This is a genomic window from Shewanella bicestrii (assembly GCF_002216875.1).
In the GTDB taxonomy this organism is placed as follows: domain Bacteria; phylum Pseudomonadota; class Gammaproteobacteria; order Enterobacterales; family Shewanellaceae; genus Shewanella; species Shewanella seohaensis.
Genome location: NZ_CP022359.1, coordinates 112,960 through 135,468 on the forward strand (window position 1 = coordinate 112,960; position 22,509 = coordinate 135,468).

Annotated in this window: 18 protein-coding genes and 1 pseudogene; 17 read left to right on the top strand and 2 right to left on the bottom strand. The window is 50.0% G+C overall.

Translation table 11 applies throughout. The features are described from left to right. Positions 1-217 precede the first annotated feature (217 nt). Positions 218-1,198 (bottom strand): DNA-binding protein, encoded by a 981-nt coding sequence (locus tag CF168_RS21630; RefSeq protein ID WP_089069032.1) that lies wholly within the window; start codon positions 1,196-1,198, stop codon positions 218-220. 277 nt (positions 1,199-1,475) lie between these two features. Between CF168_RS21630 and CF168_RS21635 the strand changes: the two genes are divergently transcribed. The 6 genes and pseudogenes from CF168_RS21635 to CF168_RS22365 form a co-directional block, all read left to right on the top strand. Continuing rightward, a complete protein-coding gene (locus CF168_RS21635; RefSeq protein WP_089069033.1) occupies positions 1,476-1,745 on the top strand; it encodes a CopG family ribbon-helix-helix protein in 270 nt (89 codons plus the stop codon). Further along, positions 1,745-2,020, top strand: a complete 276-nt coding sequence (locus CF168_RS21640) for a type II toxin-antitoxin system RelE/ParE family toxin (RefSeq protein ID WP_089069034.1) — start codon at positions 1,745-1,747, stop codon at positions 2,018-2,020. The genes CF168_RS21635 and CF168_RS21640 overlap by 1 nt, the downstream gene beginning before the upstream one ends. Before the next feature lie 2 nt (positions 2,021-2,022). Then, complete coding sequence (locus tag CF168_RS21645; protein ID WP_089069035.1) at positions 2,023-3,210, top strand: hypothetical protein; 1,188 nt, start codon at positions 2,023-2,025, stop codon at positions 3,208-3,210. A gap of 5 nt (positions 3,211-3,215) precedes the next feature. Beyond that, complete coding sequence (locus tag CF168_RS21650) at positions 3,216-4,154, top strand: site-specific integrase (RefSeq protein ID WP_089069036.1); 939 nt, start codon at positions 3,216-3,218, stop codon at positions 4,152-4,154. A gap of 103 nt (positions 4,155-4,257) precedes the next feature. Next, entirely contained in the window at positions 4,258-7,263 is a 3,006-nt protein-coding gene (locus tag CF168_RS21655; protein WP_089069037.1) for a Tn3 family transposase, read from the top strand. A gap of 74 nt (positions 7,264-7,337) precedes the next feature. Continuing rightward, positions 7,338-7,694: pseudogene (locus CF168_RS22365) on the top strand (hypothetical protein); the annotation flags it as partial. Positions 7,695-7,709: 15 nt separating this feature from the next. Here CF168_RS22365 and CF168_RS21665 read toward each other — a convergent pair. Continuing rightward, positions 7,710-8,312: a hypothetical protein gene (locus CF168_RS21665; RefSeq protein ID WP_000278322.1), complete on the bottom strand. Its 603-nt coding sequence runs from the start codon at positions 8,310-8,312 to the stop codon at positions 7,710-7,712. Positions 8,313-8,573: 261 nt separating this feature from the next. On the opposite strand from CF168_RS21665, the gene CF168_RS21670 reads away from it, so the two are divergent. The 11 genes from CF168_RS21670 to CF168_RS21730 all read left to right on the top strand — a co-directional run bounded on the left by CF168_RS21670 (position 8,574) and on the right by CF168_RS21730 (position 22,489). Continuing rightward, positions 8,574-8,855 carry a hypothetical protein gene (locus tag CF168_RS21670; protein WP_000575657.1) on the top strand — a complete coding sequence of 94 codons (282 nt, stop codon included), beginning with the start codon at positions 8,574-8,576 and terminating at the stop codon, positions 8,853-8,855. Between the two features lie 298 nt (positions 8,856-9,153). Then, positions 9,154-9,690 carry a hypothetical protein gene (locus CF168_RS21680; protein WP_000949433.1) on the top strand — a complete coding sequence of 179 codons (537 nt, stop codon included), beginning with the start codon at positions 9,154-9,156 and terminating at the stop codon, positions 9,688-9,690. A 2-nt stretch (positions 9,691-9,692) separates the two neighbouring features. Next, complete coding sequence (locus tag CF168_RS21685; RefSeq protein WP_000543934.1) at positions 9,693-10,703, top strand: tyrosine-type recombinase/integrase; 1,011 nt, start codon at positions 9,693-9,695, stop codon at positions 10,701-10,703. 4 nt (positions 10,704-10,707) lie between these two features. Continuing rightward, positions 10,708-11,577, top strand: coding sequence for a 3'-5' exonuclease (locus tag CF168_RS21690; protein ID WP_000997323.1), 870 nt, complete (start codon positions 10,708-10,710; stop codon positions 11,575-11,577). Beyond that, positions 11,574-12,065 (top strand): hypothetical protein, encoded by a 492-nt coding sequence (locus tag CF168_RS21695; protein WP_000139717.1) that lies wholly within the window; start codon positions 11,574-11,576, stop codon positions 12,063-12,065. Before CF168_RS21690 ends, CF168_RS21695 begins: the two co-directional genes overlap by 4 nt. Before the next feature lie 326 nt (positions 12,066-12,391). Then, positions 12,392-13,267: a DNA replication terminus site-binding protein gene (locus CF168_RS21700; RefSeq protein ID WP_001097010.1), complete on the top strand. Its 876-nt coding sequence runs from the start codon at positions 12,392-12,394 to the stop codon at positions 13,265-13,267. A gap of 170 nt (positions 13,268-13,437) precedes the next feature. Next, positions 13,438-14,478, top strand: coding sequence for a DNA-binding protein (locus tag CF168_RS21705; RefSeq protein ID WP_000101568.1), 1,041 nt, complete (start codon positions 13,438-13,440; stop codon positions 14,476-14,478). A 286-nt stretch (positions 14,479-14,764) separates the two neighbouring features. Then, on the top strand, positions 14,765-16,276 hold the full coding sequence (locus CF168_RS21715; protein ID WP_000811656.1) for a UvrD-helicase domain-containing protein: 1,512 nt from the start codon (positions 14,765-14,767) through the stop codon (positions 16,274-16,276). Positions 16,277-16,386: 110 nt separating this feature from the next. Continuing rightward, positions 16,387-17,427 (top strand): conjugal transfer protein TraF, encoded by a 1,041-nt coding sequence (traF, locus tag CF168_RS21720; protein ID WP_001326396.1) that lies wholly within the window; start codon positions 16,387-16,389, stop codon positions 17,425-17,427. A gap of 1 nt (position 17,428) precedes the next feature. Continuing rightward, positions 17,429-18,862 (top strand): conjugal transfer protein TraH, encoded by a 1,434-nt coding sequence (locus CF168_RS21725; protein ID WP_000256129.1) that lies wholly within the window; start codon positions 17,429-17,431, stop codon positions 18,860-18,862. Positions 18,863-18,874: 12 nt separating this feature from the next. Next, the gene (locus CF168_RS21730; RefSeq protein ID WP_000534551.1) at positions 18,875-22,489 is read left to right on the top strand and encodes a conjugal transfer protein TraG N-terminal domain-containing protein; all 3,615 of its coding nucleotides are present in this window, start codon (positions 18,875-18,877) and stop codon (positions 22,487-22,489) included. The last annotated feature ends 20 nt before the right edge of the window (positions 22,490-22,509 follow it).

A 22,509-nucleotide genomic window follows, 5' to 3' on the forward strand; every position in this document is an offset into this window, starting at 1 on the left:
AATATCAGTTAAAACCTGATAGTCAGACAGTCACTTTCAGATTTAAACTGACTAAGTTTATCGCTAAACTGACGGCGTTAACTTTCACAGTTGGCCTTGTTGATTACGTACCTGCAAGAATCCACTCTTTGCCCCGGCTGATGCCGGGGCTTTTTTACTGCGATCAGACGTCAATATGCCACACCACCAAGCTCATATTGATCGTGAGCTGGCGCAGTCACGTCTTGGTCTTGGTTGAAGTGAGTCGCTTTGATGTACCTTGGGCAACGGAAAGCTGCTGCCACAGCGATTGCTGCGTCTGAATGGTCGCCACCAACGCTGATTTTTCCTGTAACCAGCTCTGCTCCTGCTCTTGCAGGGTGAACAACTGCGCCTGCAGAGCGACACATTCTTGCTGGAAAGCTTCATTTGCTTGCTGATCAGTGTTTTTGCTTGTTACCCACTGTTGTTCCATCAGGATCGCAGACTGCCGGGCTTGCTGCAATTGCGCCTCAAGTTGTACGGCTTGCTCTTTCAGGGCGGTACACTCCTGCTGCTTCACCATGATCGCTTGCTGGCTCAGCCGGAAGTCCGCCTGAACTTGTTGTACCTGGTGCTCATGCCGGCGTAGCTCCTGCTCACGTTGTGTTTTTACGGATTCCCGAAAATGCTCCAGTGTATCGCGGGCATGCCGGTGTTTGTCCTCCAGTGAGTTGATCTGCTGCTGTTTTTCCCCCAGTTGCAGCTGCAAGGCTGTCATTTTCTCTTCCCATTGCGCTTGGCGTACGGCATAAGCCTGAAGTTGTTGTTGCTGTGCCGTATTTTGTTGCTCCTGGCTCACCAGAGCTGACTGGATGGTCCTGAGCTGCTGCTGTAATTGTGCAGTGTCCTGGTGGAAGCTCTGACGTTCCATGTCCCACTGCTGCCGGGCAGCATCATGGAGTGCCTGGTGTGCTTCCACGGTGACATTGGCTTCCTGTTGCAGTCGCTCGGCCAGTTGACCGACCAACTGACCGAGTTCATCAGACAAGGCAGGCAAACGCTGAGCACCTGGGGGGACTTCCTGAGCCAGCTCTTGTAAATACCGGCTGATGGTGGTTTTCGAACCGGTATTGCCAAGCGCCTGACGAATGCTGTCAATCGTGATGGCAGCCCCTTGGGCTGACAGGCTATCTCGTGCAGTTTTCACCTGGGCTTTGCTGATCCCGCTTCTGGCCATGAAAGGTGCCTTTTTGTTTTTGTATCGTATTACATAATATGTAATTACATATTAATTCGGTGTGAGTTTCTGTCAATCCTCACTACAAATCTACATGCCATAATTTTAATTTATTGCATGTAAAATGACAAAATGGCCTTTCATTGGCCCGATACCGGTATGAAATCCACACTTAATCAGCCTTTTGTACCTCAGCACTCCATCAGACATACCTTGCGATCATAGACATGAATCACTATGATTTGTTTTGAATCATATTGATGCGAAGAGGTTCACCATGACACAAACGGCGACCAAAGTATTGACGGCGCACATTCCACAACCCTTGGCAGAGCGGCTTGATCAGGCCGCTGGCCGGCTCGATCGTTCGCGTGGGTGGATCATGAAACAAGCCTTGTCGGCCTGGCTGTCGCAAGAAGAAGAACGTGAACGGCTGACACGGGAAGCCCTTGCCGATGTAGATGCAGGCCAGGTGATTGATCATCAGGCTGTGCTCGCCTGGGCAGAGAGTCTTAGCAGCGACACGCCCTTGCCGGTGCCGCGCTGATGGAGTTGAAATGGACCAGTAAGGCTCTGTCAGATATCGCGCGACTCTACGAATTTCTCGCTACGGATCACCCGCAGGCTGCGGCCCGAACGGTGCAGAGTCTGACGAGAGCGCCAACGGTTTTGTTGATCAACCCACAGATCGGTGAGCAGCTGTTCGAGTTTATGCCGCGAGAAGTCCGCCGCTTGTTGATTGGCCAGTATGAACTACGCTATGAGCTGCAGGGGCAAACTGTCTACCTGTTACGATTGTGGCACACTCGAGAAGCACGATAATCATGGCGTTGGTTTTTACTTATTATGACCTGCTCAAAAAACTGAGGCCATTTGTGGTAGAGCTTGCTGAGCAGGATGCCCTGACGCTACAAAGCTATTGGCCACCGATTAACAGCATTCACAGCGTTGATGATTACAAGAGCCAGTTCGATGCATGCGTGGCGAAGCTTGATGAAGTACTATTTGCGCATCTGATAAAATCGACAGGGCTATCCTTAACCCAATTGCATTCTCAGGCTTTAGATCAGCTAAGAGCGGGTTTTGCCAGCATGTATCTGACTGTCACGCAAGAGTACCACTGCGTTGTCAATTTTGCATTAGCAGGGCAAAAGGCGTTTCATTTTAGTGATCATCTGACTGAACATTTGGCGCATACAGAGATCAATACGATGGCTCCTTGCATCCAATTGCCCTTTACGACCTGCCTTTTTACATTTACCTCACCCGTCATGATCAACGCGATGCAACAGATTTACCATGCATCTTCGACAAAGGCGACGGTAGATCAGGCTGCACCTATCTCGGTCTTTTTGACCTTGCATCAGGCGACTGATGGGTTACCCGGGCGAAAACTGGTTATCAACGCCTGGCATGCCAAAGCGCCGCACCACGTCTACAGCATGCAAAAACGAGAGCTCTATATACCAGATCATTGGACGCTGGAACAAGCGCTTCGCACCGACTGGGAGACCTTGACACCTCAAAATGAAGGGATGGGACTTGCCTTCACGGGAGCAAGTGTTTGCGCACAGGATGACGACGCGTTTTATACCGATGGTTTGCTATTTTATCGCATTGTGCTTAACGCGATCCTCTATATATCCTCGGCACAAGCAGAGCTGACCGCAGTTTTGACGCCGCGACGGGATATGGAATTGAAAGCGCAGAGCATCGCTTCTCCAGTAAAGAGACGGAAAGTACTCAAGACGGCACAGCAGCTCACAACGTTGGCGTACCAAGAAGTGGGTGGTTCTGTAAGACCTATTGTGATCAAACAGCCTGGTTTGTCTGGCGTTGGTGAATATTCAGGAAAACGAGCGAAGTCTATGTTTCGATTTATGGTTCGAGGCCATTGGCGGCAGCAAGCGCATGGTCCTGACAGGCAAGAACGGAAGCTTATTTGGATCCAGCCCTTTTATAAAGGGGAAGAATTAGCTGATACCATCAATAAACCTTATCTGGTGCAATAACGTTTATGAGTCGCCTTGAGCGTTATCTTCATGCTGCGACCAGAGACAATACTCGCAACAGTTACCGAACTGCGATTGAGCACTATGAAGTCAGCTGGCAAGGAATGCTACCGGCTACAGCAGAGCAAATTGCCCGTTATTTAGTTGACCATGCCGAAACGTTGGCGTACAGCACTCTGAAACAACGGCTAGCCGCTTTGGCACAATGGCATCAGTCACAAGGCTTCGCAGATCCGACCAAAGCTCCTTTAGTCAAGAAAGTGCTTAAGGGAATCGTAGAGTTACACCCAGCTCAGGAAAAGCAGGCCAAGCCTCTGCAACTGGAGACATTGGAAACGATTTGCCAGTGGTTGGAGCTGCAGATAGGACAAGCACGTGAACAGGCTCCCAGCTCTGTTAATCTCTGCGTTCTTTTAAGAAATAAAGCACTGCTGCTCATCGGGTTCTGGCGTGCCTTTCGTAGTGACGAGCTGTGTCGGCTGCGCATAGAGCACATCACTGTCACACCAGGGGAAGGAATGACATTGTATTTACCTCGGACCAAAACCGATGTTGCCGGACGCGGTGTGACACACAGGGTTCCTGTTCTGAGTCGGCTATGCCCGGTCTCAGCCTATCTGGATTGGCTTCACCATACAGGACTACAAAACGGGCCTGTGTTTCGTAAAATCAGCCAGAATGGAAAATTGTCCGAGAAAGCGCTGAATCCCCGCAGTATTATCCCTTTATTACGCCAGTTCTTTTTGGCATCAGGCATTACGGATGCAGAGCAGTATAGCAGCCACTCACTGCGACGTGGTTTCGCCTCCTGGGCCGGCACTCAACAGTGGGATCTGAAGTCTTTGATGGCCTATGTCGGCTGGAAAAACATGCATTCAGCACTGCGTTACATTGAAATTCATGATCGATTCGCCCAACGCCGAATTGAACAGGGCTTGAAATAGGTGCGCAACCCAACTCATAATCGAGATTAGTTAAGTTTAATCAATACATTAGAAACATTTCAATTCAGCCCACTTAAAATTGGACTAACCGGTCAGGAGGACTATGGCTGTTGATTTTTTAACCGCAGAGCAAAAGGCCAGCTATGGACAATTTTCTGGCGAGCCGAATGAAGTACAACTGGCACGCTATTTTCACCTTGATGAAATCGACATCGCGTTCATCCTTGAACGCCGAGGTAAAGCAAACCGCTTAGGTGTGGCCTTACAACTGGGCTGCGTGCGGTTTCTTGGCACTTTTCTCTTTGATCTGTCTCAAGTTCCTACGAATGTTCAGTGGTTTGTTGCCCGGCAACTGGGGATCACAGACATTACAGTTGTGTCAAATTATGCCCAAAGAGAGACAACGCGCCGTGAACACAGTGCATTAATCCGAAAAAAGTATCAGTACTATGAATTTACTTGGCCATCGTCATTCCGGCTTAGCCGACTGCTGTATACCCGGAGCTGGATCAGCAACGAACGACCCAGCCTCCTTTTTGACTTGGCAACAGGCTGGCTGATACAGCACAAGATTTTGCTACCAGGCGTGTCCACATTGACACGGCTGATTTCTGAGGTAAGGGAACGTGCCAGCAACCGATTGTGGCTGCGACTCTCTGAGTTACCCACATCAGAACAAGTAGCCAAACTGGAGACTTTACTGCAGGTCCCTGAGGGTTCGCGAGCCTCTCGCTTTGATCAGCTCCGAAAAGGTCCGGTCACAGTTAGTGGACCTGCTTTCAACGACGCCATCGAACGTTATCTGGAACTTAAAACTTTTGGTATGCAGGTGGTAAATTTTGCCGGCATTCCGCCTGTTCGTTTTAAAAGCCTTGCGCGTCATGCGGGTATGATTTCGGTATACAAGATCGCACGGATGCCGGAGAAAAAACGGACTGCGATTTTGGTTGCTTTTGCCAAGGCATACCAAACGATAGCATTGGATGAAGCTTTGGATGTGCTGGATTTACTCATCACCAGTCTTGCTGGAACCGCCAAAAAGCTGGGGCAAAAAAAGCGTCTGCGAACCCTGAAAGATCTGGACAGATCTGCATTAGCTTTAGCCGATGCTTGCTCGTTTATTGTTAATGACAGCACGCAAGATGAGGCGCTGCGCAGTTCAATTTTTGCCAAAGTATCCAAGAAAAAGCTGACAGAGTTCATTGAAATCGTACAGCAATTGGCTCGGCCTTTTGACGATAATTTTCATGATGAGATGGTCGAACAGTATGGCCGGGTCCGGCGTTTCTTACCGGCGTTACTCAACGACATTGAGTTCAAAGCAGCCCCGGCAGGTACAACAACATTAAGCGCCTTTCACTACCTTGCTGCTCTTATGGATTCACGCAAGCAAATTCTGGATGATGCGCCACAGGACATCATTACCAACGCCTGGAAGCGGCTTGTTTTTGATAAAGACGGACGGATCACAAAGCGCGGCTACACTTTGTGTTTTCTTGATAAACTACAAGACGGTCTGCGTCGTCGTGATATTTATGTTGAAAACAGCGACCGCTGGGGTGATCCACGGGCCAAACTACTGCAGGGACAGGAATGGCAGGCAAACCGGATCCAGGTCTGCCGCTCCCTCGGTCATCCGCTGAACCCCAAAGAAGCAATTGATGCGTTGATACGTCAACTGGACACGACATATAAGCAAGTTGCAGCCAATTTCGATGATAACAAATCAGTTGCTTTAGATCTGTCAGGAAAACGCCCAACATTAACGATCACCAACTTAGATAAACTGGAACAACCGCCCAGTTTATTAAAGCTTTCAGAGCAAGTGACAGCGTTGCTGCCAGCGGTGGACCTCACGGAGTTGTTGTTGGAGATCCACGCTCATACCGGGTTTGCTGATGAATTTACTCATGTAAGTGAATCCAATGCTCGCGCCAAAGACCTCACGATCAGCATTTGTGCGGTCTTACTTGCGGAGGCATGCAATATAGGTTTGGAGCCCTTGATTAAACATCAGGTTCCTGCGTTGACCCGGCATCGTCTGAACTGGGTTAAGCAGAACTACTTGCGCGCTGAAACTTTGGTGAAAGCCAACGCACGACTAGTGGATCATCAATCAACCTTGTTGCTGGCCAAAAAATGGGGTGGTGGTGAAGTTGCATCTGCCGATGGCATGCGGTTTGTAACGCCAGTACGGACGATTAATGCCGGACCGAATCGAAAGTACTTTGGCTCCAGTCGTGGTATCACCTGGTACAACTTTCTCTCTGATCAATTTTCAGGCTTTCACGGCATTGTAATTCCTGGAACATTACGCGATTCCATATTTGTCTTAGAAGGTTTATTAGAGCAACAAACCGGCTTAAACCCTACGGAAATAATGACAGACACAGCCGGCGTGAGCGACCTCGTTTTCGGTCTGTTTTGGTTGCTGGGATATCAATTCTCTCCACGCCTAGCGGATGCAGGCGAATCTACATTCTGGCGAGTGGACAAGAGTGCCAACTATGGCGTTTTAGATGACCTGGCTCGCAATTGTGTCAATCCACATAAAATCGAACAGCATTGGGATGACATGATGCGCATCGCAGGTTCACTCAAACTGGGTACCGTACAGGCGTCTGAGTTAGTTCGTTCATTGCTGAAAAGTGATCGACCGTCGAGCTTAGCCCAGGCCATTATTGAAGCAGGAAGGATTAATAAGACTTTATACCTGCTGAATTATGTAGATGACGAAGATTATCGCCGCAGAATTCTCACTCAACTTAACCGTGGTGAGGGGCGCCATGCTGTTGCTCGTGAGATTTGTCATGGTCAACGTGGTGAGATCAGAAAAAGATATAGAGAAGGGCAAGAAGATCAGCTTGGTGCATTAGGCTTGGTTATGAACGCGTTGGTTTTATGGAATACCATCTACATGCAAGCTTCACTGGATCATTTAAAACAGCAAGGTGAAGACGTAAATGCGGAGGATGAAGCAAGATTATCGCCACTCAGTCATAAGCATGTGAACATGCTTGGACATTATTCTTTTACGCTGGCAGAACAGGTAATGAAAGGGCAACTGAGACCACTAAAACAACCGTCTGAAGATGAATGGACAGAATAAGTTATTTTTCACTTTAATTTCATGTGGTTAGGCTCTTAGCGTACGTTTTCGTACCATTGGGCTTCAAACCCCCATACATACTTGCGATGAACACCATGTCACCTATCACTGCAAAGTACACCATCCAGTACAAGCAAGCGGTTGAGCAGAAATGCAATACAGCCCTGAGCGTTGAGCAGCTCAACTCAAAGGCATTCACCAATGTTGTCCAGGCAATGGTGAGTAGTGAGACCGTCGATAGAATGGGGCTTGATGCTGCTGGTGGATCACTCCAGGATACCCTGTCTGTGATCGGCAAGAACGTCACATGCAGTGACCTGAACGCGCCATTTAAAGCACTCTTGGATGATAAGGACTTCACCAGAAAGCATCAGCACCTATCGAAGGTGCTGCATACTTGGAATGAAGTTGTTTCTCAAAGCAAACCCTGAGTAACAAAAAGGAGCCTAACTGGCTCCTTTTTTAATGGGGATGATGTTACGTTCGTGGACGTTATTTTCACTCGGGATATGTAACGTTGAAAAAGGCGTACCGACAAGAGAGTGGTCACATAGCTCTCCATAATAGATGAGCGACAAAATCTCTTGCTCGTTGATTTTTCCCACCTTAAAAAGGTAATTGATTATTGCTGTATCCAGTAGGTCGTGACACCCATTAAGCAGATCCACGATATTGGCCGCAGCTTCATTTTCCTCTCCGTCATCTCGACCGGCTAATACTGATTCAACCCAAGCCTCAAGGCTCGGATGTCCCTCAGCGAGCTCTATTTGACGGCACTCGTTCTCGATCAACCCTGTGATTGCTTCGTTGAGCGTTCCGCCATAAGTCGGCATGTTGAGAACAACTCCAAATCCGGGGATTTCTTTTTGGATTGGCTTCGCATCCTTGGGAGCTGATTTCAGCCACAGGAAAAACCAGATCCCAGAGCTTATGTCTTCCGGCTTGACCTGGTTGGCCGCAAGGAATTTGGAAACCTCGTTACAGATGATGCCATCTGGCGCTGCCATCTCGTAAATACCCGCCATCAGATCTTCAAGGCTCTTATACATATTATCTCTCGCACCTGTACATGATGTTTTCACTATCGTTGTTAAGCGTTTTTTCAGCAAGTATGTTCCAGCGAGACATCTTATACCATTCCATCCAAATCTGTAAAATTACCGTATTACCGTAATTATGATAATTACGGTAAATAAATTTGAGTTCCTCTTGCTGTTGTTCTACTTATTAAAATGTATCTTTGAAAAAGTAGAGTTTTTGGAATAGGATAGGTGGTGCTGAATGCCCACTTTTTACAAGGAGCGCGACCAGTGATTTTTGATGTAAGAGCGACCTTTGAAGTGGCACTCCAGACGGACACCCACCTGGTACTTATCGATCTGGATCAGGGAGCATCAGTTACGAACGATGCTGATGCAGTGATCGCCTGGTTGGCCGCAAACCTCGAAGGTGGAATTGGAAAACGTAAGGTGTACTACCGGGACACCGATGGACGCTTTGATGAGCTCAAGGTTAATGCCGGTGCTTTTGCCGGATTTGCACCTTGTAGCGAAGGCCAGCAGACCACCTTGGCTGGGATGCTCGGCCAGTAACTTTGTGTGGAGAACTCGATGTTAAACAAAAACAAATTTGAGAAAGTTTTAAAGAGAATCCTCGATAAGAACTTTGAGCGCTGCTCTATTTGCAGGAAACCATTCCCTGGACCGTGCCATACTTTTGCTGGTTTGGATTCGGACAATAAAGTTCAGAACGTAGGTTCTTGCTGTCGGACCAGTATTGTGGACTTGCGGCATGGAGGTGTGTATACGACCGCTCCTGTAGATACTCAAGAGGGGCAAAGTCAGGCGCGTGAGCTACTCGCAACACATCCTTGTAAGGGGATGATGGGACATGCTTAGCAAAAAAGTCTTTTTCATTAGTCAAGCGGAGGCCGAAAGACTGGAGCCGGTTCCCGGTGCGGCCATGATCTCCATAACTGACCCAGACAAGTCCCCTGCCGCTCTCGGACAGTGGGGGCAGTTGTACCGCGATAGCTTCTATGACGGCGGCTATTCTGAGAACACCATCCACACGATGAAGGCAGCGTTCCGGATGAATTACGCCTCTTACATTGACTCATCCCAGGCTGAAAAGCTGTCCACCTTCCTGGATGGATTGGTTGGTAGCGGTATCGATCAGATCTTCGTTCATTGCTATTACGGAGAATCCAGAAGTGGCGCGGTAGCGCTGTACCTCCAGAACAAACATGGATTCACTCCGAATAAGCCGATCACCAAGCCCAACCGAACAGTTTACGAATTGCTGTGCAATCCAACCAAGTTTGAACCACTGATGCAAAGCTACGAAACGCAACATATGGAGGAGGAACTACCTCTTCACCTCAAAATATGGGATTTTCTTCTCGTTGCGGTCGGGCTTAGGAGGTAACTTTGCACGACACAAACAATGACAAGGAAGAGCTAGTTTCACATGCGAAAGTAAATGTTCCGGCAGAACAAAGCATTCGCGGTGAACTGTTGCCGTCATCGAGCTCGCTCCGGAACATCCAGGACAACCCCGCCGTCGCCTATCTGGTGAGCCTCGGGTCAAAGCGAAGCAGGCAGACCATGAGCTCATTCCTCAACATTGTCGCCAAGATGATCGGGTTTCAGAACCTTCGTGACTGTGCATGGAGCTCAATGAGGCGGCACCACATATTGGCGGTGCTGGAAATGCTGGGGGATGCAGGGAAGGCTCCGGCAACGATCAACACCTACCTGTCAGCGCTCAAAGGGGTGGCTCTTGAAGCCTGGACGATGAAGCAAATTGATACGGATAGCTTCCAGCACATTAAGCAAGTCCGTTCAGTACGTGGATCTCGACTTCCTAAAGGGCGGGCACTTGAACGCCATGAGATTCGCAGCCTCTTTTTCACATGTGAAAGTGATTCAAGCGCCAAAGGGCTTCGGGATGCGGCCATTCTCGGGGTGCTCCTCGGGTGTGGCTTGCGCCGCTCGGAAATCGTTGCGCTGGACATGGGAAGCATGATCTACAAGGACCGCGCTCTCAAGGTTCTTGGCAAGGGCAACAAAGAGAGAATGGCGTATGTGCCTGGTGGCGCATGGAAAAGACTGGATAAGTGGGTTGAAGAGGTTCGAGGAACGCATGAAGGGCCTTTATTCCCGAGGATCAGGCGGTTTGATGATGTGACTGGAGAGCGGATGTCGGATCAGGCCATCTACCACATCTTGGAGACCAGAAGAGTTGAAGCCGGTCTGGAGATGTTTGCGCCCCATGACCTGCGACGCACCTTTGCCTCCTCGATGCTGGATAACGGTGAGGATATTGTGACCGTGAAGGACGCAATGGGCCACTCAAGCATTGCAACTACCCAGAAATATGACAGACGCGGCGATGAGCGTTTGAAGAGAGCGAGCCAACGCCTCGATATAGCGGATTAACAGCATGAATGATGAAGAACTCGAACTTGCCAGAGCCGAAGCCATGAAAGCCGATAGGTGCTTTTCAAAAGGACGGCTCAGGGACGAATTTAGGATGAAGCCTAAGCCAGGAGTAGAGCCAGTTTCGTTCTACAAAAACGGGTATGGTGGCCAATTTGGAGTGTACCGGATAGCAGATTGCCAACCAATGCGGAGAAGGGGTTGTTCACCGGCATCACAAAAGCAAATAAGGGCGCAATCCATCCTTTCGGTCAAGGCAAGAATGCGTAGCAACCTGGCAAAGGCCTCTGTCATGGCACAAAGGTGGGTCGCTCTGGAACCTCTGGTTCTCGATACCGAGACGACCGGACTTGGTGAAAGAGACCAGGTGATCGAGCTGGCTGTTACTGACATCAGAGGCGCGGTTCTCCTCTGCACCAGATTACGGCCAACCGTGGAAATAGACCCTCAGGCAATGGGTGTTCATGGCATCACCGAGACTGAGCTGTCGAATGAGCCTACGTGGACTCAAGTTGCGCCAGCTCTCGCCCGGCTTTTGTCGGGCCGTCATCTGGTGATATTTAACTCCAGTTTCGACAGTAGGATGTTGAGGCAAACAGCCAGTGCATTTGGAGACCAACTCTCTTGGTGGCAAGAGCAGAACTGTCTGTGCGCGATGAAGCTGGCGGCTGATGCCTTTGGCTCAACCAACCGGCACGGCACAATCTCACTTGCGGATGCCACCTGCGAGGCAGGTGTGAGCTGGAAAGGTCGAGCCCATTCAGCAGCGACCGACGCTATTGCCACCGCCGACTTGGTGACAGAGATAGCCAAAGTCCAACGTGACCTCGTGGTCCAGCTCCAGGAGCTTCAAAGCAAAGGTAATTTGGAATGACAGAACAATCCTACGGCGAAAGTCTCAAATTTTTCTCAGACTGGCAGAAGGACCCCGCGAAACGCACCGGCCTGAATGTGCAACACACGCTAACCAGAGGTGAATATCCTACGGTCAGCATCGAGATTGCGCCGATCAGGGCATCGGGGTCCAGCCCAGACTGGAAAAGCAAGATCACGGTGCAGCTCACTCGCGGCGAACTGACGGCGTTTTGCAGCGTTCTCTTTGGTTTGCGTAGCAAGGCTGAGGGTTCCTATCACGGCGACGCGAAGAATAAGAGCTTTGCGGTTTACAACAACGGCAAGGCCGGTGTTGCGATCATCCTTAGTGAGCGAGGAAACCAGCTCCAGAATTTCATCAATGATGACGACCGAATGGAGCTCGCAGTCTTCGCAGTTCGCCAGCTTTCCAACGCATGGAAAGTTACCCCTTCTGATGCCATCGCGCTGCTACGCCAATCAGCGTGGATGGACCGAAATTTGTCCTAATCGAGCAAATCTAGGCACTCTAAAAGTCGTCCTATAACCACAAAGTTAGACCATCATGCAAAGTGGGGTATAGAGGGTGCCAGCCCCACCCCAGCAGTCCCCCTCAGCCACATTTCTGGCTTGCCCCGCGCTTTTCTTCTTTCTCTCTTTTTCTCTCTTTTTCTCTCTCTTTCTCAATCTAATCTCACACACGAAGGTCAAACAGGGCACCCGCCGACGCGAAGCGGAGGCGTATTCTTGCCCCTCCCCCTCGTTGCATGATGGTCTAAATCTGTCTACTATGTAACCAATGAACTGTTAGAACAAACCCACACATAGGCGGCAGCATGGCTAAAAACTTCATATCAGAACAATTCTCGGCCATGTGCCGCGACTTAACGAACCTGTCCTCTCTTATCAAACGACTACCGCCACGGTACGCAAAAGTTGCGGCCATCCCTCCTACCGGAAAAGGAATGGAGAACGAGCCCGTCAACAAGATTGTCGTAACTGAACAAACTGGGCGCGAAGCTCTTGAGCTGGCAGCGCACAGCTACAGAGATCTTCACATCAACCCAGACTATTCGCAGAAGTCTGCCAGGCGCACCGTGGGGGTACTCTGGTTCTCCCCTTCCAGGATTGGTGTAGCTGACGAAATTGCGGCGACGGTTGAACGCATCAACGCGGCCAAAGCTGGTATCGAGGAGTTCATTATCTCGACGTACCCCACCAGGCAAGAGAGGTTTGAAGCACTTCGAGCGGACTGCCCTGGTGTCATGACTCTCCACCTTTACAGACAAATTCGGTGCTATACCAATGGCGACATCGACTCTATCCGCTTCACCTGGCAACGGAAGGACTCCTTGAAGAAGCCCGTAAAAGAGGAGCTTTTGCAACGCATCAGAGAGGAGCTGGAGCGATCTGGGCCAGACTATCAACTTCCCCTGGAGCAGCTTATCCAGAAGATCGCCAGCACCCCGGAGCCTTATCTCCGGGAGCGAAGGGAAGTAAAGGTTCAACCGGTGGCAAACGTCATGGCCGCAGGGGTACTCAAAACCGTTACCGCGCCAATGCCCCTGATCGTGCTCCAGGATAAGGATGTTCAGCTCAAATTGCTTCGTAACTTTGACGCCTCAGAACAACGCAAAACTCGATCTGATAAAGCGGCATCGGAAATCCTTGGCACCTTCGGTGGAGTCACTATCGAATCCTTCCCTGGATGAATCAGCGTGACCGCGTAACAAGGCTTTTCCGCAGCCGGAAGGGCTTTGTCCCACACAAACAATTCCAATCGACAGCAGCATGATATATAATTATGATAATTACCGTATTATCGTAATTATCGTAATTATCGTAATTATCGTAAACATTACAAATTAAAAGGAACGTTCTCATGGCAAGAAAATTGGTTGAGTTTGACGATGTAGCGGCTGCGGCCCAAAAGCTCAAGGACGCCGGTAAACGCCCAACGGTCATCGCTATCAGAGACATCATTGGCAAGGGGAGCTTTACCACCATTTCAACGTATCTCAAACAGTGGTCAGAGGAACACTCCCTCGATGAAGAGCTGGTAGAGGTAGTCCTTCCAGAATCGGTTATGAGCGATGCTGAGCTCTTCCTACAGAAGATCTATACGGTAGCCAAAGCAAGCGCCGATGAACAGCTTGAGCGCGAGCGTGAACTGCTACGACAGAAAGAAATTGAGTACCAGGAAGATATGCAGCAAGCCGTGGACATGGCAAATGATGCCACCGAACGGGCTGAGCTACTGGAGGAACAACTTGAAGCTCTCACCAACAAAAAATCAGAGCTCGATGCGGCCCTTGGTAAGGCAGAAAACTCGCTATCCCTCAAGTCTGCGGAGCTAGAACGCTCACTGGCTGACATTGATAAGCTGGAAAAGCGGATCGTTGAGTTGGAGGGCAAGCTGGAGGCGAAAGCCGCAGATCTGACCCGAGCACAGGATCACCTGGAGCAAGCTAAAAGCGAAAATCGCTCTTTGAGCCAAAAATTGGCAACTACAGAGGGTGAGTTGGAGGAGCAAAAAGGCAAGAGTATAGAGCAGACAGAAAAGCTCCGGGCCGCTCAGGAACAAAAAACATCGTTGAAAGAGCAGCTCGAAAATGTACAGGCCAAACTGGCCCAATCACAGGACTCCCTTGCCACAGCCAAAGCTCATGGCGAATCCGCTGAACGAGAGTGCCAGCGCCTATCTGGAGAGGTAGAAAAGCTGGACGCCAAATTATCCAGCGCCGAAGCAGAAGCTCGCGCTCTTGTTCAAGACAAAGGCATGATGGCTGGTCAGTTGCAGGAAAAAGACCAGCAGGCCAAGAGCCTCGAACAAAGACTCAATGATGCACTGACCAAAATTTCTGGGTTGGAGCAAGAGCTCGCTAAAGCTGGTAAGGGAGGGAAAAAGAAAGAGGAAAACTGATGGCGCGAAAGGCTAAATATTCAGAAGAGTGGCGACACAGAGCTGCGGCTCTTCAAACCAAGATTGAGGAGGCTATGACACTAGCCACCTCATCTATTGGCGACTATCGCTGGTTACACCGTCTCCATAGTTGGGTTACGGAGGTGGCTCAAGGTAAAGCCCCAGACTGGTGGACAGATCTGGATTGTGAAGTATCCCTCCCCCGAGAAGAAAAGCGGATCAGTACGTTCCTCTCGACACAAAAGAAGCGCATCACTCTCCAGATGTGTTTGTCGTAGGGGGCCTCATGAAACAACTTCCTCCTGACACACCAGAACAATCACTGATCACTCAGTACAAAGGGCCTCGCCTTGTCGTTAAGGCCTACGCTGGAACGGGTAAAACCACGACACTGGTGAAGTACGCCCACAACAACCTCGATTCACGTATCCTCTACTTGGCATACAACAGGGCTATCCGCGACGAGGCAAGAGAAAAGTTTCCTGCAAACGTAGACTGCAAAACGTCCCACCAGCTTGCCTACGCCACTATAGGAAGGGGCTACCAGCACAAACTCTCCGGCAACCTAAGGCTCACCGATATTGCCCAAGCGGTGAATACCAAGAACTGGACGTTTGCCAAAGATATTCTCGATACGCTCAACGCCTTTATGTGTAGTGCAGACATGCGGATTCTTTATACGCATTTTGCTCGCGCCGATACGGGTAAAGTGCTTACGTCCAAACAGGAGAGATACCAAATCCAGGTGGTCGAAGGTGCTGAGCTCATATGGAAACGGATGACAAACGTTCAAGATCCGTTCCCGACCGTACACGATTGCTACCTCAAACAGTATCAGCTCGGGATGCCGAATCTGTCTCGCCGGTACACCACCATTCTTTTTGATGAAGCACAAGACGCTAACCCCGTAACAAGTAGCATCGTCCTACAGCAGAACTGCAAGGTAATCCTGGTTGGAGATCGCCACCAGCAGATCTATAGGTTCAGAGGCGCAAACAACGCCCTTGATAGCAAAGAGCTCATGAACGCCGACCAACTCTATCTCACTCATAGCTTCCGCTTTGGCCCCAACGTTTCGCTGGTGGCAAACGCCCTTCTTGAACTCAAAGGTGAAACACGACCTGTTGTTGGCCGGGGACCAGCAGATCAGGTACTCATGTTTTTACCAGGTGACGTGGGCCACCGCGCAATACTTCACCGAACCGTCATGGGGGTTATAGAGACGGCGCTCTCTGCGACCGAATCCGGAGCGCAGGTATTCTGGGTCGGTGGAATCGACGCTTACCAGATCAATGAGCTCCAGGATTTGTACTGGTTTTCGATGGCAGAGCCAGACCGGGTAAAGAATAAGAAACTGCTTGATGAGTATGAAGACTACTTCGAGTATCAAGAAGTAGCGAAGGCGACCAAAGACCCTGAGATGATGAGGGCTGTCAAGATCATCAACAGCTACGATGAAATCCCTGAACGACTCACCACTCTACGACGCAATACAGTCAAAGAAGAGTTTGGGGCTGACATTACGGTCTCAACAGCTCATCGGTGCAAAGGGTTGGAGTGGGACTTTGTTCAGCTCTATGACGACTTTCCGGATGTCCTGGACCCAGAGCTCGACCCAATGGCCCGTGACGATGAAATAAACCTGCTCTACGTTGCATCCACCAGAGCGATGCGAATCCTTGCGTTGAACAGCGCTGTCGAGATGGTTATCCGCTACATCACCCAAAAACGCATGGTCGAGAAGCAGATGAAGATGGCCGCAGAAGCGACAGAAGTTGAAGAGGACACGACCAAATAGTTTGGTCAATTCTTTCACATGTGAAAGTTGACAAATAAAACGCTCTAAGCGCCCTAAATGGGCGCTTACACCTGCCTAATTTCACGCCTCCCACCTCTACCATATCGAGCATGGGAAAATACGTGCGTGAGACTATGAAAAAATCACCTTTGAATTTACTGCTCCTTGCAGCGCTCACGCTGGGGGCATCACACCAGGCTTGGGCTCAAGATGGCACAAGACCTGGTTTTTATGAGCGAAAGGAAGAGGGTTGGTTCTGGTACAAGGAAGAGCCCAAAGAACCAGAGAAAAAACCCGAAAAGCCCAAACCAAAGCCTGTGGCAGAAGCGAAGCCTACACAGCCTAAGCCTGCTGCTCCGCTTCCGAGCGGCCCAGAAATGTTCTCAGCGGAATGGTTCCGGGAAAACTTACCCAAGTACAAAGACCTTGCTTGGAACAATCCTACCGTTGAAAACGTCAGGACGTTTCTCTACTTGCAACGATTTGCGATAGATCGCTCTGAACAATTTTCCGATGCTACAGAGCTGGCGGTCGTAGGTGATCCTTTCTTGGATGAAATTACTCGACGTCCTGCTGCCACGTTTGCCTCACAACAAGTTGATCGTGACGCTGGTAACGCCAAAAACATGCTACTCAAAAGCGTAGCCGAACGCGTAGGGATATTCTTCTTCTACAAGTCCGACGATGACTACAGTGACTTGCAAGCACCGCTCATCAAGATGTTGGAACAAGGAGAAGGATTCTCGATCATTCCTGTATCTATGGACGGCAAACCACTCCCCAGTGGGCTTTTCCCCCATTACAAAACCGATGAAGGCCATGCCAAACAACTTGGTATCGTAACTTTCCCTGCTGTTTACCTCGCATCTCCAGACGGTCAGTTCGCTCCTATAGGACAAGGGCCAATGTCTCTTCCTGAGCTGAATCACAGGATTTTGGTCGCAGCAAAACGCAATGGTTGGGTCACAGACGAAGAGTTTAACCGTACACGTCCGGTACTCAACCTGGAAAACAACATAGCCGAACGCTTGGCCTCACCAGAGCTGGGCTCTGACCTCAAACAGCTATCTCAAGCGAGCGGTGATAAAGACAACTTTGTGCCACCGGAACAACTCATGAAGTACATCCGGGACAAATTACAGGAGAACTAAGATGGTCACGCACAAGACATTAAAAAGGAGCCTGCTTGCCCTGAGTGTGGCGGCCAGTCTCGTCATGGCACCGACAGGGGCGATAGCCGCTAACGGCCTCCAATCACAGATGGACAAACTCTTCAATGAAATGAGCAACACAACACCACCTGGGGTTTATGAAAGCCAACGACGTGGCGTTTTAGCTGGTGGCCGGTTCACTGCAAAGACACGAATCTTCGACGAGAACCTGGTGAGCTTTGCCCCTCCATCATGGAAAGCTGGTTGCGGTGGTGTAGATCTGTTCGGCGGTTCGCTTTCCTTCATTAACGCGGATCAAATTGTCCAACTCCTTCGGGCTGTAGCAGCCAACGCCAAGGGCTATGCCTTCCAGCTTGCGCTCGATAACGTTTTCCCGGACGGAGCGAAGTGGATAGAGAACTTCCAGAAGAAAGTGCAAGCGCTCAACCAACATCTGGGCAACTCCTGCCAGCTCGCTCAAGGTTTCGTGAACGACCTAACCAGCGGCATGGACCTTAAACACAAAACTGATGCTTCTATAACCGCGACAACTTCCGGCCTGTATGAAGACTTCTTCGGGTCCAAGCAGGAAACCAGCGGCAAGAGTCCTCTGGAAGAACTGAAAGCCAACAAACCTGACGAATACAACAAGATGATTGGCAACATCGTCTGGAAGCAACTCAAGAGCAACAACGCCAACACCTGGTTCCAGTACGGGGATAACACCCTTCTTGAAGCGATCATGTCTTTAACCGGCACAGTCATCATTGGTGATCTGGTAAACGACCCGAACTCAACCGGCACTGGTGCGAAAACAACCCCTCTGACGACCCTACCAGGTAACAAGATCACCTTGTCAGACCTGATTTCAGGCGGTTCTGTTGAGATCTATTCCTGTGATTCTGATACGACCAACTGCCTGAGTGCTGGCTCCAGCAATAAAACTGTCGTGCTCAAAGGTATCAAGAACCAGATCACCGATATGCTGTTAGGAACAAGCTCTACACCTGGTGTGATCTACAAATACGCAACGAACTCTGGAACCTTAACCGACCCAGAAAAGGCCTTTGTTTCTAACCTCCCCGGAGGGATTGGCACCATTGTTCGTAACTTGTCTGTCCTTTCACAGGACGGCGCTAACCTGTTCGCAACAGAGTCATCAGGAGCGATAGCCCTGACCATGATGTATAGCTTCTCGGAAGAGTTCTTCCGCGCAGCTCGCATTGCGATGGCTAACAGCAAATCACCCTACAAGAAAGAGGCACTAGAGCTTCTCGCGCAATCGCAACAGCAAATCCGTGCTGAATACACAATCCTGTCCTCTCAATACGGCGATCTGGCAAGCCAAATTGAGAAATACAACAACCTACTGGACAACATCCGCAAGCAAAAATACATGCTGGCAACTTTGTCCAATCCTCCTAGCACGAACTAAGGAGCTATTGGAATGGGATCTTTTTCAATCCACTCTATCGGTGACTCTGCTTTTCTGGAGCAAATCCTGATTGCAGTATCAATGATCACCGGCACCGGGGATTTCGAGAAGATGGTCAGTATTGGCCTGCTTCTTGGGGTCTTGATGATCTGTATTCAGTCCGTCTTTCAGGGCGCAAAGCAAATCAACCTCCAGCAAGTGCTGGTAGGTTGGATTCTATATGCCTGTTTCTTCGGCCCAACCACAACTGTGACTATCGAGGACGCTTATACAGGGCAGGTTCGAGTCGTCGCCAATGTCCCTATTGGGGTAGGCTTTGCTGGAGGTGTCATATCCAACGTGGGATACACCATCACCAATTTGTTTGAAACTGGATATGGGGTAATCGTACCCAATGTCACGGAAAGCCACTTTTCCGAAACACTGAAACTGTTGAATGACGTCAGACGGCGAGCCTATGACACAGGAGTTTTTACTGCGCTTAACTCAGCAAATGGAGGCGGCTATGTTGACGTGAGGCGTTCCTGGAACAATTACATTCGGGAATGCACGTTAACCAAAGTCGATCTCAACCTAATGTCCCTTGATGAGTTGATGAACCGTTCAACTGACTCAGCTTTGCGATTCAACTCACAGCTCTACGGAACTAGGTTGTATTTGTCTACAGCAAACCCTGACGGCGCTGACTACACATGTACTGACGGATGGGTGGCTATTAGCACTGCAACCGCCAACCTAAGCAGCCCGGTTGTTGTTGATGCTCTTAACAGCCTACTGGGTATTGACACGTCAACTGGAGACAACGCTCTAACGAAGCTGACCGATTCGCTTCAAGCGATGGGTGCCACAACTACGTCATCAATCGACTATCTGAAAGCCGCCGTTCTGGAGCCCCTCTATTATGAAGCCGCAGCAGGACGTTATCAGGACCTCCAGGATTATGGCTCTGCATTGATGGTCAACCAGGCTATTCAGCAACGGAACACACAGTGGGCCGCAGAGCAGTCGATGTTCATGACCGTCGTCCGACCAATGCTGACGTTCTTTGAAGGCTTTATTTATGCTATAACCCCGATCATTGCTTTTATTATCGTGATGGGCAGCTTCGGCCTCCAGTTAGCCGGGAAATATGTACAAACCATCCTCTGGATTCAGCTATGGATGCCAGTCCTCTCAATTATAAACCTGTTTGTTCATACCGCCGCGTCAAATGAGATGTCTAGCCTCAGTGCTGGTGGTCTCAACTCCATGTACGCTCTTTCCTCAACTGGAGATGTTCTGCAACACTGGATTGCAACCGGCGGCATGTTGGCTGCGGCCACTCCGGTGATTTCCCTGTTTATCGTCACAGGTAGCACCTACGCCTTCACCAGCTTGGCATCGAGAATAAGTGGTTCTGACCACGTTGACGAAAAGATGCAAACGCCAGATCTACTCAAGCAAGGTCCGGTTATGCAAAGTCAGCCAGCGTACAATCACAACCAGTTCAGTGGTGCGATTGCAAACGGCGCAGAAAGCATGATCAGTACCTTCTCGCTTGGCTCCACCTTGGCATCAGGCGTGAGCTCCGCACAGGCATTACAAAGTCAGAAATCGGAGGCTTTCCAAAGCACTCTTGGTCGAGGTTTTTCTGATGGAGTAAGTCAGGATCAAGCCTATTCAAGACTCTCCAATGTCGGGCGCAACGTTTCGTCGCAAAACACAGCTCAAAGCCAATTGATCAACCAGCAAGCCAAGAACTTCATGGATAAGTTCCAGGTGGATGATAGCCACTCTGATGCTGTCAAAGGTGCTTTTGCCATGCAGGCTATGGGCACACTCGATGTTGACGAAGCTGCGTCCATGCTTATGCCTATGGTTGGCAAGGCCAGGGCAGCAATGAAGGCCGCTGCTGGTGTGAAATCAAACAGTACAGCCCTAGTTCCTGCTGGTGGTAATGGCGAATCAGGCGGCGGCAGTGATGTCCTGGACATCAAAGCGCAAGCGAAGGGAGCAACAGAGTCATCAACTCAAGACTCTTCAAGCTGGTCAGCGAGTGATGTGTCCCAGTTCATGAAGGGTGTGAGCTATTCGCAAACCGATAGCCAGGCGTTGACAAATCAATTAGCGCAGGGTTTCAGCCGTTCTGGAAGCGAGTCATTCAAGCAAACCTGGGGCGATAGCTTATCCCAGAACCTATCCAAGTCCGCTTCTGAACTGGTGTCTGCATCGGACACCTTCACAACAATGAGTCAGCTCCAAAACCAAATGGGCTCCATGACTAATACCGACTTTAAAACTCTCGGTGGTGCAGTAGCACAAACCCCTGCGGCCATGAACCAACTGAATGACTATTTCCGAAATGCCGCGCCGCAATCGGTTAAAGACGAGGCGGCTTCACTACAGCAAAGATACCAAGCCTACGGAATGTCTCCTCAAGTGGCCCAGGCAGCAGCGCGAATGACAGCAATGACCAACTCCAAAAATTACGAACAGGGTAAGGAGCTTGGCGGGTATCAAGCCGCACTACAGGCGATCAATACCGCGTCCGGTCGCAACGGAGCATTTAGTGGTGATGCTTACGGAAATAACGGCATTGAAGGCCCGAATGTTCAAGGCCTACCAGGTCAGGTTCAAGGGGCTGTAGGCAGTGGACCTAACATCCCAACCGGATTCCGGGAGAATGTGGCTGGGATGGCTGGAACTAATCCGGCATCAGAAGCTGGGCAGTTACCAACGAATAGCCCCCTTGTTCAAAATGAACATGCAGCCGGTACGTCAGCTCTTCATAACCAAGCACAGCAAACAGAGCGAAATGTATCTGCTCCTGAACTGAAAAAAGCCCAAGATAACCTTATGAACTCGCTTCCGGAAATGTCTTGGAGCGCTTCGGCGTGGGGAGCGTGGGACAACTCCAGTGATTGGATGGGCCGCAGAGCTGAACAAGCAGGTGGAGCTCTCATTGCTGGTGGTCAAGCTGGCGCTGATGCGTTCTCAAGAGCGATGGATCAAATGAGAACGATGACACCTGAACAACGCGACCAATTCATCGCGGCCACTCAACGCGGCGACCAGGCCGTGCAAGAGGAGTTTGGCTGGGCCGGTGATGCGATGGTCGGTATGGCTAAACTTGGCCGCAACGTCATGGGAGCTGCTGCAAGCGGCTATGATGCAGCGAAGGAGTGGTTAACTGGTAAATCTGATCTATCGGAAGCCGCTAAAGGGATGAGCATTGAGGAACGCGGCGCGTTCTATGCAGCAGCGCTATCCTCTGCCGCAGAAGCTGGTGGTGGAGCCGCGCAGCAGTTTATGAACCAGTACGGTGATGAGTTCAAAGAAACGATGCAGTCTATCGCTCAAAGCCGTTATGGGCTGACTGAATCCCAAGCCGCTGTTTATGCCGAATCGTTTGACACAAACGAAGGTCGCATGAACCAGGCTGTTCAGAATCTGAAAATGGAGTATGCAGAACGTAACCCGGATGGCTCACCGATGATGCAAGGAGGTCAGCCTGTTCTTTCTCAGCAAAACGAAGAGTTTACGGACAAGCTGGTAAACGTATTGCAGAACTCGACGGAAGCTGGAGACCGTTCAGGTAGCTATTTGACTGCCGTCAGGGGGTACAACATAGCAAATCAAAGGTTCTAAAAGACCAACCAAATAATAAG